Annotated in this window: 11 protein-coding genes; 2 read left to right on the forward strand and 9 right to left on the reverse strand. The window is 34.6% G+C overall.

Going from position 1 to position 19,619, the window contains the following annotated elements:
* Positions 1-80: 80 nt before the first annotated feature.
* The 8 genes from RBH94_RS14305 to RBH94_RS14340 form a co-directional block, all read right to left on the reverse strand.
* Positions 81-2,771 (reverse strand): DUF5695 domain-containing protein, encoded by a 2,691-nt coding sequence (locus tag RBH94_RS14305; RefSeq protein ID WP_307881521.1) that lies wholly within the window; start codon positions 2,769-2,771, stop codon positions 81-83.
* Between the two features lie 19 nt (positions 2,772-2,790).
* Positions 2,791-4,485: a DUF885 family protein gene (locus RBH94_RS14310; RefSeq protein WP_307881522.1), complete on the reverse strand. Its 1,695-nt coding sequence runs from the start codon at positions 4,483-4,485 to the stop codon at positions 2,791-2,793.
* A 31-nt stretch (positions 4,486-4,516) separates the two neighbouring features.
* Positions 4,517-7,552, reverse strand: coding sequence for a beta-L-arabinofuranosidase domain-containing protein (locus RBH94_RS14315; RefSeq protein ID WP_307881523.1), 3,036 nt, complete (start codon positions 7,550-7,552; stop codon positions 4,517-4,519).
* A gap of 32 nt (positions 7,553-7,584) precedes the next feature.
* A complete protein-coding gene (locus RBH94_RS14320; RefSeq protein ID WP_307881524.1) occupies positions 7,585-9,825 on the reverse strand; it encodes a S9 family peptidase in 2,241 nt (746 codons plus the stop codon).
* A 234-nt stretch (positions 9,826-10,059) separates the two neighbouring features.
* Positions 10,060-11,277 (reverse strand): Xaa-Pro peptidase family protein, encoded by a 1,218-nt coding sequence (locus tag RBH94_RS14325; RefSeq protein WP_307881525.1) that lies wholly within the window; start codon positions 11,275-11,277, stop codon positions 10,060-10,062.
* Positions 11,278-11,300: 23 nt separating this feature from the next.
* Complete coding sequence (locus RBH94_RS14330; protein WP_307881526.1) at positions 11,301-12,542, reverse strand: FAD-binding oxidoreductase; 1,242 nt, start codon at positions 12,540-12,542, stop codon at positions 11,301-11,303.
* Positions 12,543-12,631: 89 nt separating this feature from the next.
* Complete coding sequence (locus RBH94_RS14335; RefSeq protein ID WP_307881527.1) at positions 12,632-13,639, reverse strand: 4-hydroxyproline epimerase; 1,008 nt, start codon at positions 13,637-13,639, stop codon at positions 12,632-12,634.
* Positions 13,640-13,673: 34 nt separating this feature from the next.
* Positions 13,674-15,200, reverse strand: a complete 1,527-nt coding sequence (locus tag RBH94_RS14340; RefSeq protein WP_307881528.1) for an aldehyde dehydrogenase (NADP(+)) — start codon at positions 15,198-15,200, stop codon at positions 13,674-13,676.
* 330 nt (positions 15,201-15,530) lie between these two features.
* On the opposite strand from RBH94_RS14340, the gene RBH94_RS14345 reads away from it, so the two are divergent.
* Entirely contained in the window at positions 15,531-16,376 is an 846-nt protein-coding gene (locus tag RBH94_RS14345; RefSeq protein ID WP_307881529.1) for an AraC family transcriptional regulator, read from the forward strand.
* Between the two features lie 590 nt (positions 16,377-16,966).
* A complete protein-coding gene (locus RBH94_RS14350; RefSeq protein ID WP_307881530.1) occupies positions 16,967-17,935 on the forward strand; it encodes a dihydrodipicolinate synthase family protein in 969 nt (322 codons plus the stop codon).
* Between the two features lie 64 nt (positions 17,936-17,999).
* Here the strand turns inward: RBH94_RS14350 and RBH94_RS14355 are convergent, their stop codons facing one another.
* The gene (locus RBH94_RS14355) at positions 18,000-19,565 is read right to left on the reverse strand and encodes a M61 family metallopeptidase (RefSeq protein WP_307881531.1); all 1,566 of its coding nucleotides are present in this window, start codon (positions 19,563-19,565) and stop codon (positions 18,000-18,002) included.
* Between the last annotated feature and the right edge of the window lie 54 nt (positions 19,566-19,619).

Here is a 19,619-nt window from a genome sequence, read left to right on the forward strand (position 1 = left end):
TTTAAATAAAATCCCCAAGACACAACAAGGTTGGCTTGGGGACCAAAGGACTATTCTATTGAAACAAAGCAATAGATCTTTTATAATTTAACTTCTAAGCTCCTCTTTTCCAAAGGAATTTGATAAGCTCCTCTCACTTTACTGTAAGACAATTTAATATCTTCGTTATTTACTCTTAAATAAGCGTACGGTGTAAATTCGGTTTTAGGATTTAAAACCAACGTAACTTCATCTGTTTTTGAGTTATAAATTACCTTATTAAAAGTTCCTGCATCTAAGGTTAACCACAGTTTCTTTGGGGCTATGTATATTTTAGATTTTGCGGCGGTTGTGAGCTCAACACTTACTAAATCTCCCTTTTGCTCCACATTACCTCCAAAGGCTAACCAACCAAGATTTTCATCTTTAGTTAGGTAAGATGATGTATTAACCGCATACCCATAGAACCCTGATCCGTAATCTCCAGATAAATAATCTATTCGAAGTGTTGACGGGTAAGAATGAAAAGCCGCCGGCCCAAATCCGTCTTGAGTAATATTAGATATACCTCCTAAAAGCCCTCCATAACCTACTTTTAAAAGATATAAATCTTCTGGTCGTTTTCTGTACTGTTCTAAAACTGGAATTGCATTTAATGATGATCCGTAATGATGAATCTGACGCTCCACTCTAGAGAGTTTTCCTCCGTATAAAAAATCCCAATAACGACGAGCGTTACCATTATAAGCCCAGTGTGGCATTGTTGGCATATATGCTAAAATAGCTCTAAGAGTGACCCATGCTTTATGACGGTATCCAAAATAATCAGACCACATATAGACTTCTTCCTGACCTGTAGAATCCCATGGCATTTCACTTCCGAAAGGATATTCTAAAGCTTCCCAATGATCTGCTCTATTTTTCATTCTTGCCTCTAAATCGGAAGCCATTTCTGTATAATTCTCTAATTGTAAATCTTTAAGAATATATAAAAACACAGAGCCTTCCATTTGCCCGAACTGTGCATAATACGGTGCCTGCTCTACCATAGCAATAACCGTATGGTAAGCCTGCTCTAAATACCAGTCCCACGTGTGATTATCTACTAAACCTTCGTTGTATCTGGCTAATCTATACATCACCCAATATGCTGCTGCCACATGCGGATAGTTATAAGATCTTCCTGGATCGTTAGCATGCTTATGATCCCAAGCTGCCCATGTTTTATAGTTAATAGTATCGCTATAAGTTCCTTTAGGTAATGAATCTGGCTCATAGTAAAAAACACTCTTTTTTACGCCATATTTATTCTTTCCATCATTGTACTGAATATTTCCCCAAAGCGTACTATCTACAAACATTTGAAGCTTGTTTATTTCCTCTTTATCGGGTTGAACAAGCTGTTTCATGATAGCCGCCAACCAACCTCCGGCACCACCTTCGTCACTTAATCCGGCAACCCAGGCTCTACTATCTTGTGTTAATTGTTTTTTTGTTTCGTAATCATAACTAATAACCGAAGGATTTCTTTTAAATATAGGATCTGGTTCATCAAACCATTGCTCTGTTGTTAAAAAATGTCCAAAATCCCTAATCACTTCACTTTCCGGTTTAATAACCTTGTAATTTATGGTTTGTTTTTTACCATCTGCATAAGTAATTGTCACGATTGAACGCCCCCATGTTTTTCCTTCAACGGTATATTTCTTAACGCCCTTATCCGTAATTCCGTCGGCTTTTAATTTTATAGCTCCTTTAGGTTCAACATGAATTGAAGAGATATCACTGCTATAATCAAGAAACAAATGTGCTTTTATATCTTGTGGAATAACATAGCCTGGAATTCCTGTAGCAACAGGTTGTTGCTCTTTTTTAAGTGTTGCTTGAATGCTTTCTATCCCTTCGGAAAGCACTAATTTTAATGAAAAATTTTTGCTTTTCCCTGGCTCTAATACTAATGAGGTTGGAGTATTCCATTGATTTACACCTTTCCATTCTTGCTCGGCATAGGCTTTACTATAAACCATCCACTCATGAAACCCTTCAAAAACAATACTTCTTGGTGTTGGATCGTCGTTTAACGGACGATAGGCTTCAAATGGTAAATTCTCCTGTGGTAAAACTAAAAGAGCAGGACCTTGACCACTTAAACGCTTTACTTCTAAATATCCTGCATCTAAACCAATGTACGGGTCGAAAAACACATTTTGTGCATGTGTTTCATTTAATGATTTTCCTTCCAAAATATTATTAAAAATCATAGGAATACCTAAAGCCCCTATTTCTATAGAACTGGAAGTTTTATTTGAAATTTCGAATCGCATTACCAGATGATCATCAATTACCTCGTAATAACGTTTTATGGTTACAGGTATATCTGATGGTAATGTATTAGCTAAATCAGCCGCTGCTAAAACATTTCCTGATACTTTAAGTGGCTCAACCGTTCCTCGTTTAGCGGCTGTGGAGTAACTTTTCCAATCGTTATCTCCTTGTTTTATTCTTAAATTAATATCACCTAAATGATACAGACCATCTTTATCACGAATTTCTAATCTATCACTTGGCGTAAAATCAAAATTTAAATTTTTTAAAGGTCTCAGCCCTGCTATGGTTTGAGACGCTTTTACTAATTTTAATTGAAAATTAGGTGTTTTAAATTTTTGATATACATCGGCCACACCTAAGGTAGGCTCTTTATCCTCTAAGCGATCCCAATATCCTTGAGCCTGAGTATAAACCCCGTAAAACAAGGCGGCCACGAGGACAATTTTATATTTTATAGTTCTCATAATTTTATTCTTAATTCGTTTAATTAAACTCGGTTGAAAATTTCCAAGTCGATTTAAAGTCTTTTTTTAATGGTTTCTCTTGCAGTAAACTTCTTAAGATCTCTACAGGTACAAAGTTTTCTTTTAACACTCGATCATGGAATTGTTTCTCTGTCCAACCTTTATCTAGCATTTCTTTTTTTAGGGCATAAAACTGTAATCCTCCAGTCATATATGCCATTTGATATAAAGGCGGTGTGTAACTCGTTGCGAAAGAACGACGCACTTCGGCTTCTGCGTTAGCATATTCATGACCTACCTCGTTAACCAACATATCTATACATTGTTGTGGTGTCCATTCGCCTAATTGGTACTTTAATGAAAATACAATTCTGGCACAACGGTGAATTCTCCAGAATAACATACCCATTTTTTGTTCTGGTGTTTGAGGAAATCCCTTATTCCACAAAGCTATTTCCCAATATAGTGCCCAACCTTCCATCCAAAATGGCGTATCGAAAGCTCTACGGTAACTTTTATGGCGCGCATTCATGTAAAATTGAAGATTATGGCCTGGGTGTAATTCATGCTGAACTGTTGGAAATGAAAAGTTAGGGTTGTTACCACGCATACTCATCATTTTATCTTCATAACACATATCTACAGTTGGGTAAGAAATACTAATCTCCCATCCTCCGGTAAAAAACGGATTTACCTTTTGACGTTCTGGCGTCATCATAATCATAGCCCAGGTTTCTTTAGCCAGTTCCGGGATGGTAATTAAATCGCGCTCTTCAATAAAATTAACACTATAGTCGTATAAATCTTTAATGGCCTGCGGTTGCTTACCCGGTTCTACGTAGGTGTTTTTTACGTGCTCTAAGGCCGCTTTCCAATCGTTTCCAAAGCCCATTTCTTTTGAAGCTTTTATCATTTCGTCTTTACACCAGTTAAATTGCTTTTCTGCCATGCTAATAAGCTCTTCTGGTGAATACGGAATGAACTCAAACTCTAAATCTTTAATTAAAGCTTCGCGACCAACGGGTTGCCCAATAATTCCAGAACCGTCATCTTTAATGCTGTCTTTCTTATAGTTTTCCATTAAAAACTCACGGTATGTTTTTAGAGCATCGTTTAATTCGGCGTAAGCATCCTTCACCCACCAAGTGAATTCTGGATCGTAATTAAAATAGAATTCATAAGCCTCATGAAGTCCATATTGAAGTGAAGAAATTATTCCAGCAGCTTTTTCTGCTTCCATCCAATTTTCAAAAGGAGAGTCTTTTAAGGCTTCTGTTTTAGTCGTTAATTTTTGCTTTACAGTATTAAAATCTCCAGCTAATTTTTTAGATTCTGGCTCTTTACCCCTTTTTCTTTCATTGATAAAGGTATACAATGGTTCTGCAAAGTCGGACACATGAACCACTTTTTTAAAAGCTTTATATTTATGTGTAAGCTTATACGTTTCTTTTTCTAGAAGATTATCTAATAAAATATAATCTACTTTACCTTCTTCGCTTAACTCACTAAAATTTATCGCCTTTAATTGTTTATCCCAGGCTTCATAAAATTCAAATAAACGGTTATAATAGGTATCTGATTCTTTCACCAAATAAGCCTTTTCTAACGCCCTTTTATCGGCAGTATACGAATTGATAACATCGATAAGTTCGCTTGCATTAATCATAGATATTGAAAATAATATTAAAAGGATGGTACTTATTTTTGTTTTCATTGTTTAGGGTTTTTCTAAAATTTAAAATCCATTATTCTAGAGTGACATCCAAATACACGGAATGTCTTCCGTAAGTATCATAAAATGGTTTATAGCTTATACCGTCGATAGTAAATTCTAAAGTTTCTGGATTTCCTTCTATAGTTTTACTTATATCTTTTGCATCAAACGTTACTTTACGCCACTCTTTTCTTGGTTCATTCTCCTGTGCAGCTAATAACACAGGCCCATAGAATAAACTGGCTATATTTTGCTGATCCATTACTGATTCTAAATGAAACTGGAATGGCATTTCCAAATCTATAGTATCTCCATTTTTCCATTTGCGATTTAACGTTAAATAGGTACCTGGTATAGCATTAACTTTTTCTGTCTTACCATTTATTTTTACGGAAAAACCTTTTTTTGCCCATTGCGGCACACGTACCTTAACATCAAACTTTCCTTTGCCGTTAATTGTTAATCGGGTATTTTCCTCTTTCGGAAATGCCGTAGTTTGAACCACTGTCACTCCTCGTTCGGTCCAATTTAACGTTGACGGTATATAAAGGTTAACGTACAATGATTTATTATCTGAACTTTTAAAATAAATGGTGTTCTGTAATTTAGTACTACTCTCAATAGCAGTTCCGTTACAACATGTAAAACCTTTCATATGAGGATTCCCAAACTGTTTAATGGAACCTGCACGAAGTGGCACATGATATGTATTTGCGGGACTATTTTCGGCGACCGATGCTAAAATGTGATTATACAACCCACGTTCATAGTAATCCATTAATTCCGCACGTTGCTCAAACAAAAATAAATTTCTACTTAGCTTTAGCATGTTATAGGTTGCGCAAGTTTCGTTTTGTCCACCCGCAGACAATCCATTTTCATAAATTGTTGCCGGCTGACTTGTAAAACATTCTGCATTCGCCGGATGTCGCGCTCCTGCTACCCCTCCTATACTATACATATAATCATTGGTTGTCTTATACCAGAAATTATCGGCAATATGAAAATAGTCAGCTATCTCTGAATCGCGATACATCTCCAATGCTCCCATAATTTGAGGAATATGCTGATTAGCGTGTAACCCTCTATAAGTGTCTACATTCTTAGCCAATCCGTGACTATGGTTAGCATCTCCAAAAAAGACTTTAATGTTGTCGAATAATTTTGCCGTTTCTAAAAATTCCTTGTTTCCAGTAATTCTATATAGACGAGCCATAGATTCATTCATACCACCAAACTCACCTGCAATATATCTATTCCACATACTTATTAAAGTTTCGGTAGGTAATTTAGATAAACGATTATATACCCAGCTTCCCATACCTTCAGCTATAGCTAAAGCTTTTTTATTTCCACTTACATCATAAATATCTATTAAACCAGCTAAGATTTTATGTAAAGTATAATAAGGTGCCCAAATTTGGGTTGTTTGTCCTCCATAAGATGCTCCCTCCTCTAACATGATAAATTGGTCTGGTGGATAAGCGCTAATAAATCCTTCACCCCAATTCCAGTAATCGTTACGAATCCCTTCTGTACTTAAATCGGAATCGAAAGCTTTTTTTCCTGGCCCGAAAGGTACAGCCGTTGCATTTGATACATGCTTCCCATCGGCTTTAGCAGGTTTCCCTGATTTTTGAGATAAATTATATAGAACATTTACCATATAATCCATCTTTTGTTTAAAATTATCTTGTAAATTCTTATTGTAAGGCGTACTCGCATAAGCTTGAGCAATAGCTGTTAAGTAATGCCCTGTAGCGTGCCCCCGTAATTTAGTCTCTTGGGTATCCCAAACCCCCAATGCTTCAGCTCCTTCTGGCTGAGGCTCTCCAAAAGCATTTCTAAACATGTATAAAAAATTATCTGGATTGGTTTCTGCTAAAGTATTTATAAATTTATCTCGGTTTTCAATAAATTTGGTTTGTGAACCATGCTCATCAATATCTAATGATACTTGATTTAAAGGAAAAACATCTAACTTTATATCCGGAGTTTCTACTTTTTCCTCCTTCAATACAGTTACTAATGCTTTAGGCTGTAAATCAGATCCTGACACATGCCCTGTTACTGTATATTGACCAATATTTAACACCGAACTATTGTCTACCGGAGCCGGCCATATAACACGTACTTTAGGTCCTATCACACCATCTTTGTATATCCCATTAATATATCTAGGTAGTCTTGGTAAAACACCTTTGGTAGTTTCTACTTTAATATCCGAAACCCCTGTTAAGTACTTCATGTATAATTGAGGTGTATCGGCTGTAAATTCCGGTAGATCATTATCTGTTTCATGACGTTCATTAACTTGTCCGCCAAGGGCACTGTAGTATATGCGAGCAACCTGCCTCCTACTTAAAGCCACTCGGTATACTCTAAAATCATGCAAATTCCCATTTAAAAATGTGCTTTCCGAATTTAAAGATTTTCCTAAGTAAAGTTTATTTGGAGTTTCAGAACTATCAAAAAGAGTTTCTAACTCTACATCCAAGTTTTTAGCTTCACCGGATAGCTTTCCGTTAGTATACGTTATTAAGGTTTTTGAAGATATATCAAATACCACTGTAATGTGTGCCCAAGTGTTAGTTGGCAAGGCCGACAAACCTACTTCATACTGCTTTCCTTTCTTGGTAACAATTTCTGCGTGATAATTTGTTTTTCCGTCCTTAACTTCTGAAACCAAATAAAAATGACCACCATTAGCTTTACCAAAATCAAAGATATATTGATTAGAAGCCTCGGAACCCAAATTCACCCAACCTGAAACACTTAAAGATTCTAAACTATTTAATGTCTCTCCAGGAATTGACACATACAATTTGTTCTTGGCTTGTAAAGACAATACTTTTTTAAACTTTTTATCATCTACGAATACAGCTTCAGACCCTTCTACACTTGCATGTAAATTATTCCTTGACCAATCTTTAAGATTTCCATCAAAAACATACCGAGACACAAGTGCGGTTTCTCCAATTCCATCCAAAATCTGGTCTCCACTCTGAGCCTGTACAAAATAGCTTAAACCTAAAACTAAATAAATGGATAATTTTTTCAATTTCATACTTTAATATTTCTTTTTTACTTCTACAGTTTTTAATTATAAATTTCTTTCCAAGACGGAGGATTAACACCTAACAAATGCTTTACAAAAAAGTCTTTGCGTTTACGTTCCCCAAAGGCACCCCCTGAGGAATGTGCCATTCCGGGAACCGTGACCAACTCAAAATCTTTATTAGCTTTAATTAAAGCATTTACAAATTGCATTGTAGATGCAGGGTCTACGTTATCGTCTACTTCTCCTAAAATTAGCATAAGGTTTCCTTCTAATTGATGCGCATTTGTAACATTAGAGCAAGCTTCGTAATGCGGACCAATGGGGTATCCCATGAACTGTTCATTCCACCACATTTTATCCATTCTATTATCATGACATCCACAGGAAGCTACAGCAACATCATAAAAATCAGAATTAAACACCAAAGCTGCTCCAGCATTTTGACCACCGGCAGAGGTTCCATGTATTCCAACCTTATCGACATTCATATACGGATATTTTTTAGCTGCTGCCTTCATCCATAATTTTCTATCAGGAAACCCACCGTCTTTTAAATTTTGCCAACAGATATCGTGAAATGCTTTGGAACGATTAGACGTACCCATACCATCTATTTGGACAACAATAAAACCTAGCTCGGCTAAAGCAGACATTGACCAGTAATACGCATGAAAATCTTTTGGCACAAATGAATCGTGAGGACCTGCATAAATGTATTCAATAATCGGGTAACTTTTGTTTGGATCGAATGTTGTTGGCCTAATAATTACACCCCAGATATCTGTCTTACTATCTCTTCCTTTGGCGGTAAACACTTCTGGCACTTGCCAACCTTGCGCTAATAGTTCGGTAAAATCTCCTTTTTGAAGTTCCTTTATTGCTTTTTGCTTTTCGGCAGATTTTAACAAGGATACAGCAGGCATGTCTACACGTGAATATTGATCAACATAGTATTTATAATCTTTGGAAAATGTAACTTTATGATTTCCATTTTCTGAAGTAAACCGAGTAAAGTTTTTGCCTTCAAAATCTACTTTGCAATAATGAATAAAATAAGGATCTTGGTCTTTGTCCAACCCACTTGCTGTGAAATATATTTCTTTGTTTTCTTCATCAACACGAATCACTTTCCTTACAACCCAATCGCCTTTTGTCAGTTGTCTTTTTAAAGTTCCATCGCCATTATACAGATAGATATGATTCCAACCATCACGCTCTGAAGTCCAAACAATAGAATTTCCATCGGCAATATCGTAACGATATTTTTTACTACTATAGTCTATAAATGTTTTACTTGTTTCGTTAATTAAAACATTCACATCTCCTGTTTGTCCGTTTACTTCGATAACTTTGTAAGCCTGATGGCCTCTTTGGTTATACTCAAAAGTAAAGGCACGGCTGTCTTCTCTCCAATTTATGTTAGAAAGGCTGTATTGACTGTTAAATGTTTTAGTTGGAATTTCAATATGTTTTTTTGTCTCAACTAAAAATAACTGAGGGCTTTTAAAAGACAATTCGTCACCCGGTTTTAAATAATCCCGAGATTGTAATTTAGGCTGTAACTGGTCTTCTGGGCTTGATTCTACAAAATAAATTTTATGATCTTCTCCTGGTTTTACCTTGTAAGCCATTATTTTCTTTCCATCGGGAGACCATTTAATGTACGATGAATAATAGTTACCACCTGTACCATCGTAACTTAACTGAGTTTCTTCTCCACTTTTATTATCCTTAATATAAAGATTGAAATTTTTTATAAATGCAGATTTACTGCTATCGGGCGAAGTAACTGGTCTATTACTATTTTCATCAAACCGATTACCCCAATATCCTCGATTTCTTCCGTTTCTATTATTTATAGTATCTAAAATAGTTACCGAATAATCTTTAAGGTTACAACGTAACAATAAGTTCTCAATACTAAATTTAAGACTATTATCTTCTTCATTAAAATCTAAATCTCTTAATTGTAAATTATCTTCACTTACATGTTTATTAGCCTTTTCGTTAATAGCAGAAGCCATTTTTGAATGATTGAAAAACAAATACTGTTCCCTATTGTCTGGATTAACCATATAGTATTGTTTACCTAACTTAGCATTATTAACATACCACATCTTGTTGTTAGACATCCAATTGAATTCTGATGGTGTATTGTAAACTTTACCTCTAAAAAGAGAATCTACGGCTAATGCTTTTTTATATTCTTTTAATGTTCCTTGCCCATATGATGAAAAACAACATAGAACAGCTATAATTTTTATGAATTTATTAGACATTTAGTAGTTTGTTTGATTTTGTATAAAATTAGATATTATTAAAAAAGCACTCCTGCGTAATGTTACCTGAAATACATACTATATTATCCTTAACATTATACAATGTGTTAAAAATTTGTGATTTTAATATTAAAAGGAGATTATTATTACAATACAACGATAAAATGGTACCTAAACAAAAAAGCCTACTTAACTTAAAATTAAAGTAGGCTTCTTATTAAATAAAAAACTGTATTATAATCCAAAAGGGGTTTCTATACTAATAGCTGGTTGAGTAAACCATTTAGGTCCTTCTTTTGTAATATAAACATGGTCTTCTAAACGAATACCAAATTCGTTAGGTACACAAATCATAGGTTCAATACTATAACAGAAACCTTCTTGTAACTTGGTTTCATTTCCTTTAAGGATATAGGGATACTCATGAATATCTAGACCAATTCCGTGACCAGTTCTGTGTGGTAGACCTGGTAGATTGTAATCGGGACCAAGACCGCTGGATTCTATTTTATTTCTTACTGAAGTGTCTACTGAACTGCATGAATTTCCAATAGTAGAAGCTCTAAAGGCCGCGATTTGAGCACCTTTTTCTATATTCCATATTTTACTTTGGTAATCGGTAGGTTTTCCAAAAATGTATGTTCTTGTAATGTCTGAAATATAGTCATGAACAGAACATCCCGTATCAACCAAAACAATATCATTTTCTTCTAATGGCTTCGGGTTCTTAACACCATGAGGAAACGAGGTATCTTTACCAAACAATACGATACAAAAATAAGACCCCGAACTTACCCCATAACGTTTATGAGCTTCATGAATAAAATCCGTAACTTCTTGAGCTGTGATACCAACTCTTAGAATTCTTGCTGCAGCTTTTTGCACCTCTAATGTAATATTCATCAAAGCCTGTATAATATCTATTTCTGCTTGCGATTTAACCATTCTACATGTTGCAATAATGGATTTCGCATTCTTTATATTATAATTATTAGCTGAAGCTTGATTAATACCTTCAAAAACAAAAAAAGGTGTACTTTCATCTATTGCAATGGTTCCGCTACTTATGTTGTTGTGTAGAAGTGTTTTTATTAATAATTCATAAGGATTTTCATGCTCTTCCCAACCGTGAATTTCACCAGGTATAACCATGAAATCATTTATTGTGCCTCGTTCAAAGTTTGGAGCAATGTAATGCAGGTCCCCATTTTTCAACAAAACAGCACCCACCATACGTTCACTAGCATGCCAGTGTGTTCCTGTGAAGTATTGCAAATTAGTTCCTGCATTTAAATATAAAGCCTCTACATTTTGGTTTTTCATTAATGAACAAGCTTTGTTTATTCTTTCTTCATATTCTCTATTTGATATGGGCTTTATTGTATGTGCTATTGGCGTTATAGCATTTAATTCCTTTTCAATTGAAGAGCCTCCTATTCCGAATTTCGTCATTGTAATGTATCTTTCAAATTTACTTAAAAACGTTCAGGTGATAACGGATTAACATTAACCGACGTTTTCTTATCTTCAACCAATTGCGTTACAAGTTTTCCCGTAATAGGTCCTAAACTCCATCCCATCATGGCATGACCTGCTGCAATAGTTAAGTTTTTAAATGTACTTGTTTTACCTATAAATGGCAACCCGTCTGGTGATACTGGTCTTAAGCCTGATGTTGCCTTATTTCGTTCTTCTTCGTTAATTTCAATATCTTGGTAATATGTTTTTACGGCGTTAGCTAAAGCTTCAACGCGTTCTTTTCTTACCAAAGTATTATTTCCAGAAAATTCCATGGTTCCCGCAAACCGTGTAAACCCATCCATCGGAGTTATTGCAGACCGTGCTTCAACTAATATGGTTGGAATGGTAATCCCGGTATGTCTGTAAACATCCATACTATAACCTTTACCTCCTTGTATTGGAATATTTAAATTTAGTTTCTTTGCTAATGGGGTTGTCCAGCTACCACTAGCTAATACAAAGTCATTTGCTTCATAAGTCGCTTTGTTTGTTATTACTGAAGTAATTGTATTGCCTTGGGTTGTAAAATCTATAACTTCCTGATTTACTTTAAAAGTAACTCCGTTTTTTTCCAACCATTTTTTTAAATCGACCATAAAATGATTTGGTGTCATGTGCGAATCACATTTAAAATGGACACCCCCAATAACATTATCAGATAAAACAGGCTCTAACTGATGTACGTCTTCTTTGTTTAAACAGGTTACATCTAAACCTTCCTGAATGGCACGATGAGCAACTTCATGTTCTTCTTCTTCACTTTTAGGGTTTGTATAAGCCATAAGAACTCCCTTTTTCTCATAATGAAATTTGAAATCTAGAGCATCAATCATATCTTCAAAAAGCACCTGACTCTTTAAGTTTAAATCTTTTAAAACAGGTATGGAGTGTTCGACATTTTTTTTTGTAGCAGATTTTTTAAAATGCAACCCCCATTTAAAAAAGTCAAAGTCTATTCTCGGTTTAATATAAAACGGGCTCGAACTGTCTAACATCCATTTTAAACCTTGAGTGATAATTCCCGGAGCTGCCAAAGGGATAAAATGACTAGGGGTTAAATAGCCGGCATTGATGAAAGACGCTCCTGTTGTGCCTTCTCCTTTATCTAATACAGTTACCTGATAACCTGCCTGGGTTAAATAGTAAGCACAGGATAATCCTGATATTCCGGCACCTATTATAATTACTTTTTTCATTGTTAGTTTGTTAGGTATACATAAAATGCGCCAGAAAAATTGAATTTAATTTTATCGAGCGCATTTTATTATCAATATTATTTAGATTTTTAAATTACTTGAAACCCATGAGCATAAGGGTCATCATCATCAATAATGATATTGTTATAGCCGGTTACTTGTGCCCAACCTTGTATGCTAGGGATGATCGCTACGTTTCCATTAAGGGTAGTTTCCTGTTCTACTTTACCAATAAATTTACTACCAATAAAGCTTTCGTGAATAAATGCTTCACCTAGCTTTAGTTTACCTTTTGTATAAAGTTGAGCTATACGTGCCGATGTTCCTGTGCCACAAGGTGAACGATCTATAGCTTTATCTCCATAAAAAACTGCGTTTCTACCTGAGGAGTTTGGATCTATAGGATTGCCTGTCCATAGCATGTGACTTACATCTCGAATCGTATCATTTTCAGGGTGTATAAACATATCTGGATACTTTTCATTGATGCGTTTGCGAACTACTTGAGAATATTGTACAATTTGACTAGCTGTAAAATCGTGAACACCACTAAAGTTTTTTTGCGGATCTACAATAGCGTAAAAGTTACCTCCGTAAGACACATCAAACGTTAATTCTCCTAATTCAGGACATTCTACGGTTAAACCTTCAGCTGCTAAATAAGATTTTACATTAACTAATTTAACCCAATCTACCTTTTTTCCTGTTTGTTTATACTCAATTTCCACTAAACCTGCCGGGGCTTCCATTTTGATTTCCCCAGGTGTTTTAGGGCTTATTAAACCTTCTTCAATGGCAATGGTGATGGTTCCAATAGTACCATGACCACACATAGGTAAACAACCAGAGGTTTCAATAAAAAGGATGCCAAAATCATTTTCAGGATTTGTAGGGGGATAAAGAATACTGCCACTCATCATATCGTGACCTCGAGGCTCAAACATCAAGCCTTTTCGAATCCAATCATATTCTTTTAGGAAATGTTGTCGTTTATCACTCATAGAATTACCTATAAGATTTGGTCCTCCTCCAGCAACCACACGAACTGGGTTTCCACAGGTATGTGCATCTACACAAAAAAAGGTTTTTCTAGCCATGTATTATTTCAATATTCTAAAAATCGACTTTTAATTATTTTTGCAAGCTTTCCGGAAGCAATTCCATTGGAAAAGATTGATAACTAATAGGTCTAACCCATCGTTTTATGGCATCTGTTCCTACAGAAGTAAATTTAGCGTCTGATGAAGCAGGATAAGGTCCTCCATGTTGCATGGAAGGACAAACTTCAACTCCAGTAGGAACACCATTAAATATAATGCGACCAACACGGTTTACCAATGCGTCAACTATGTCTACTAAATTTGATGTTTCATCATCTTCAGCTATAATAGTTCCAGTTAATTGACCTTCTAAAGCTTCAATAATTTCAACAAGTTCTTCTTCATTCTTGCTTTTAACAACTAAAGAGAACGGACCAAAAACTTCCTGGTGAATTTTAGGATTCGCTAAAAAGTCTGCTCCCGATACTGTTGCTACTTGTGAAGCAGCATAGTTATCTGCAACAGCGGTTTCAATCTTACTTACAGAAACAACCCCCTCTTGAGACGTTACACTAGTTCCATTTTTATCGAATCCAGCCTTAATATTAGGGTGTAACATACACTGTGCTTCTATAGCTACTGTTTTCTTCGCTAAATCATTAATAAAAGCTTCGGTGTTTTCATCTTCTATGGTCAATATTAATCCGGGGTTTGTACAAAATTGACCGGTACCTAAAGTAATCGATCCAGCATAAGTACTTGCAATAGATTCACTTCTTGTTGCAATAGCTTTTGGTGTAATGATTACAGGATTAATACTACCCATTTCAGCATAAACAGGAATGGGTTCTTCGCGCTTAGAAGCCATATCGAAAATAGCCCGACCAGCACCTATGCTACCCGTAAAACCAACGCCTTTTATTTTAGCATTTTTTACTAAAGTAGCTCCAACAACAGGACCTCTACCTGATAGGTGAGAAAACACACCGTTAGGCATTCCAGTTTTTTCAGCAGCTTTAATAATTGCCGAAGCAACAAGCTCCGAAGTACCAGAATGCATTTCGTGAGCTTTAACAATAACAGGGCAACCTGCTGCTAGAGCACTGGCAGTATCGCCTCCTGCTGTTGAAAAGGCAAATGGAAAATTGCTTGCTCCAAAAACAACAACAGGACCGATAGGAATTACTGTTTTTCTTAAATCATCTTTAGGAAGCGGTTGTCTATCCGGAATAGCCGCATCGAACCTATTCCCTTTCCAATCTTCATTTTCTACTAAATCGGCAAACGATTTTAGTTGCATTATGGTTCTGCCTCGTTCACCAATAGCTCGGCCTTCAGGTAATCCAGATTCTGTGGTGTAGGCGTCGATTAACTCTTGGTCTAAAGCTAAAATTTCTTCTGCTATAGCATTTAAAAAATTAGCTTTGTCTTTTCCTGAAACTTTTCTAAACGCTTTGAAAGCTGCAGCAGCTAGTTGTACAGCTTCTTCAATTTCCTCTGAAGTCGCTTCTATAAAAGCTGTTTCGTTTTGAAGGTTTAATTTAGGATTAATCGTTTTATGACTGATTGTTCCTTTAGCACTCAGTTTGTTTCCGATGTAATTTTTCCCTGTAATCATGTATTTATGCGTAAATATTTTTAAAAAATGTAATCTTGGTGCTCTTACATGTTCTGTTCTAATACCAGTAGCAACTTCTGCTTATTTAATATTTTGCACCAATTGTGGGTTAACATCAAGCTCTAATAAGTGTATATTCACTTGCAAATTTAGTTCAAATTGCTAGCATAATGCCTTCCCATTTAATCAAAACATATGATATTATATGAACAAAAATAGACTTTGTCCATATATCAACAGTAGTGATTATTAACTTATTGTAATACTATATTACCCTATAAATAGGATTGTATTTTATTTTTTAGTAATATTAGCAAAATTAATAACCATATGAAAGTACTTCCTTTTAAAATTCCGAAACCAGAAAACGAGGCGTTAGTATACCAGGAGGAACGATTAAGGGTTTTATACGATCAATTACACCAACATAGTGAGATACAAATTAGCTATGTAGAAAAGGGAGCTGGCACCCTTATAGTAGGAGATACAATTAATGATTTTTCGCCAAATGACATTCTGGTATTAGGTAGTGATGTTCCACATGTATTTCGAACAGATGTAAACTTTTCTGAAGAGACAGTGGTTTACACGTTGTTTTTCGACAGAAACTGTTTTGGAAAACATTTTTTTGATTTACCTGATTTAGAAAGTATACATGATTTTTTCACAGATTCTGAATACGGAATGAAAATATTAACCAGAAAAAATAAACTCACAAAGCTATTTTTAAAATTAAAAAATCAAAATAAAGTTCAGCGTATTGGCACACTTTTAAGAATTATAGACCATATAACCAAGGCCGAAAAAACTGCAATATCATCATTTGTATATAAAAAGAAGTATACAGACGACGAAGGTAAGCGTATGAATGATGTATTTAATTATGCCATGGAAAATTATATGGAACCTATTACATTGGAAGAAATATCGGAAGTGGCCAATATGAGTAAAAACGCATTTTGCAGGTATTTTAAAAAGCGAACCAATAAAACATTTTTTCAGTTTTTAATTGAAATTAGAATTGAGAATGCCTGTAAACTTATTTACAACAACCCCGATCATTCCATTTCTTCCATCTCGGAACTTTGTGGTTTTCAGAATACAGCTAATTTTAACAGGAAATTTAAAGAAATTAAAGGTGTAACACCTTCACATTTTAGACTGCAAAGGTTTTAATACATTGGACACCTAACTTATTATGAAAATAATAAGTTAGGTAAACAACAACAATTAACAGTTTTTAGATAATTATATTTTACTTAAAATTGTTCTTTAATACCACTATATGTAACCTGTAAAAACGAAAAAACGACGCTATATCGCCGTCTTCCAAATAAATAAAACAGTACAATTAACTCCCTACATTAAAGATAATGTTCCGACAGAAATATATTCAAGTTTTAACATTCTTGTTTTACTTTGCCTTAGGTCTAACTCAACTCAACTGCTCTTTGTTTAAATTCTAAAGTGTTTTTAGATTTTCCTTTCATAATTACTAAAACGAAAGCTAACTAACATACTCTCTAATGTTTATGTTCCGTCTAATTTTGAGTTCAGTTATTTAAACTGGTCTTAGACTTTAAAATCTATATTCTACTCATAAGGAGTTAAAACTACCTTGTTCTTTTTTAAAATACTTAAAATAGGATAATATAATATCTCTTTATGTTAACAATGACTTCATTGGATGAGGTTTTACTTTATACTTTTGCCTAAGACATCAATTGAAAAATGTTTATTTAGGTTAATTTTAGATAATAAGAAATATGACAGAAACAAATAGTTCAGATTGGAGGCATAGCGTTATGCCGGCTGTGTTTACATGGTTGAAAAAGTCGAAATCAGGTGACCTTGAAATTGACCTAGATACAACAATAAAATACGCCGCAGATGCTTTAAAAATTGAAGGAAAGGGAGGAAGCAGAATGGGTGGACTTGTCGGTTCTGGTACTCTGGGTGAGAATAGCTACTTAAGCACTGAACAGCGCCTTACTTTACTTAAAGCACTTTCTGACGTTGCTAAAGAATATAAAGTACCTTTGATTAGTGGTGCAGCAGCAGAAACTAAGGAAGAACTTGCCAAAATCGTTGAAGGTCTTGCAGCTGTTGGAGTGGATACAGTTATGATTATGCCGCCAAAAACTAAGGCGTTTCCATCTGATGATGAAATGTATGATTACTATGAACTTGCAGAAGCAACTGCAAGAAATGTAGGCGTAACAATTATGCCTTATAACAATCCTGATGCCGCTGGATATCATGCTATATCAACTGATCTTCTTCGAAGAATTTCTGTTTTACCTAATGTAACTGCTCTTAAAATATCAACTATAGATGTTTCAATTATTGAAACTTTGATGTTAGAGAACAAGGATTTAAAAATTTTGGCAGGAGTTGACTCAGTTACTGTACACGCAGGTCTTGCTGGAGCAAGTGGAGGCATAACAGGTGTGGGTGCTATCTTCCCAAAAGCAAGCGTTACTATGCAGGAGCATGTTTTAAATGGAGAATGGGCTGAGGCAAATAAAATCTCTCAGGCTTTAAATTCCCTATCGTATCTGGATGCTCAGCCACTGCTTATGGAGTATCTTAAGCTGGCTATGGGTATTCATCATAATGATATATATGGAGGGCTTCGTACCTATGGCGTAAAACTAACTCAACAGCAAATTGATGATGTTCAGGCAAGATATATTCTAGCTAAAGAAAGACTTGAAGCTTTAGATTTATTATAATACAATACTTCAAATATTAAAACAAAAAAGCTTCGTTAAAACGAAGCTTTTTTGTTTTAATTCCTTAATCTTTAATAAACACAGAATCTCTTATAGCTCTTTGAAGCAGTGTTATCTTTTCTTTTTCAGTTATAGTGAAAACTCTTTTAACCAACTCTTCTTTAACTGAAGCGTCAGATAATGGCGTTAAATCTATATTTAAACCGGCGTAGTCAAAATATTTTTGATAATCTATGTCTTTAACAGTGTAGACATATTCTTTTATATCATCAAAACCACTTCCTGAAATAGACTTACAAACGTCCCAAAATTCCTCTTCTTTAAATCCTCTGTTTTGTTTTAAATAATATTCGTTGTAAAGAAAGCGCATCACATCATCTAAAGACTTTTTGTTGTTTGTATTATTTCGAATTTCTAAATCCATAAGCAAACCAATAATAGGCCCCTTGTTGTAATATGAAATTGTTGTTTCCTCAGCATTAACATTATGATTGAAAAAATTCAGCCAAATATCAAAACTCGATCTTGCTAACGACATATGGTTTTTACCTTCAATATTTTCATATCTTTTAATAGAATTAGTGAAGTAATTAAAAGCCGATTTTTTATCTAATAAACCTGCGCGCATCATAATGATGTATTCATAATAAACCGTTAAACCTTCAGACACCCAAAGCATATTGGTATAATTCTCTTTACTGTAATTAAACGGACCCAATTCAACTGGTCTTATGGCTTTTACATTGTAAAGATGAAAATACTCATGGGTTATAAAATTTAAAAAATCAGTGTAATGACTTTCGTGCTCGAAATAAAAAGATCCAGAAGTGAAAACCGCCTGAGAATTCCAATGCTCTAATCCGCCACCACCTTCTTCCATCAATATAAAGCTGTAATTTTCAAAAGGAATATCATGCATTAAATCTGTTGTGGCATCTACAATTTTCTTTAAATCATTTCTAAATTTAGATTCATCAAGTCCTTCAGGTTTGGCTATTGCTACCGAAAACGGAATGTTGTTGTATTCAAAATTAAAAACATGTGGGTTACCTATGTAAATTGGACTGTCGTATAAAATATCAATAGTTTTAGCGAAGAAAGTGTTGTTTCCTGTTTTTTGAAGTCCTGTTGAAATGGTTTTCCAAATCTTATAAGGTGTTATTTTTAAATTTACAGGAACGTTTAGCTCGTTTTCAACATGCATAAAGATATTATTAGGCATGATAAAAGCGCGTTCGTTATCAATATTGGATTCCGCTACCGACTTTTGATTAGCGAAATACCTGTAACTTACAGAAAAGGTTTTACTATCTTGGTTGTCTACTACCCATTTGTTTTTAGCTATTTTATACCAATTTAATTCCTGATGATTGTTATTAACCACCTTAAAATCTACAATGTTTTTTGGAAAGTCTAATATTTCATAATACCCAGGAGACCAAACGGGTAAAATAAGAGATGTTTTTTTCGATGTTACATTTTCAATATTCAATCTCACTTCGACATAGTGATGTTCTGGATCTTCAAAGAAAGCTTCATAATTCAAGATAGGTTGAGAAACCCCTTGATTAAAAAGCATAACAAAAAATAAAAGACTAAAAGCTGATTTGTGTAAAAAGTGAGTTTTCATTAAAAATCAATTCTAAAATATTAAAAAAGAAAAATGAGCAACTAAGTTGCTCAT

The organism is Aestuariibaculum sp. YM273, from assembly GCF_030908365.1.
Lineage (GTDB): Bacteria > Bacteroidota > Bacteroidia > Flavobacteriales > Flavobacteriaceae > Aestuariibaculum > Aestuariibaculum marinum.

Excerpts from the sequence above, each read along its gene's own strand:
- RBH94_RS14305 (WP_307881521.1), bottom strand. The coding sequence starts at position 2,771 with ATGAGAACTATAAAATATAAAATTGTCCTCGTGGCCGCCTTGTTTTAC.
- RBH94_RS14310 (WP_307881522.1), bottom strand. The coding sequence starts at position 4,485 with ATGAAAACAAAAATAAGTACCATCCTTTTAATATTATTTTCAATATCT.
- RBH94_RS14315 (WP_307881523.1), bottom strand. The coding sequence starts at position 7,552 with ATGAAATTGAAAAAATTATCCATTTATTTAGTTTTAGGTTTAAGCTAT.
- RBH94_RS14320 (WP_307881524.1), bottom strand. The coding sequence starts at position 9,825 with ATGTCTAATAAATTCATAAAAATTATAGCTGTTCTATGTTGTTTTTCA.
- RBH94_RS14325 (WP_307881525.1), bottom strand. The coding sequence starts at position 11,277 with ATGACGAAATTCGGAATAGGAGGCTCTTCAATTGAAAAGGAATTAAAT.
- RBH94_RS14330 (WP_307881526.1), bottom strand. The coding sequence starts at position 12,542 with ATGAAAAAAGTAATTATAATAGGTGCCGGAATATCAGGATTATCCTGT.
- RBH94_RS14335 (WP_307881527.1), bottom strand. The coding sequence starts at position 13,639 with ATGGCTAGAAAAACCTTTTTTTGTGTAGATGCACATACCTGTGGAAAC.
- RBH94_RS14340 (WP_307881528.1), bottom strand. The coding sequence starts at position 15,200 with ATGATTACAGGGAAAAATTACATCGGAAACAAACTGAGTGCTAAAGGA.
- RBH94_RS14345 (WP_307881529.1), top strand. The coding sequence starts at position 15,531 with ATGAAAGTACTTCCTTTTAAAATTCCGAAACCAGAAAACGAGGCGTTA.
- RBH94_RS14350 (WP_307881530.1), top strand. The coding sequence starts at position 16,967 with ATGACAGAAACAAATAGTTCAGATTGGAGGCATAGCGTTATGCCGGCT.
- RBH94_RS14355 (WP_307881531.1), bottom strand. The coding sequence starts at position 19,565 with ATGAAAACTCACTTTTTACACAAATCAGCTTTTAGTCTTTTATTTTTT.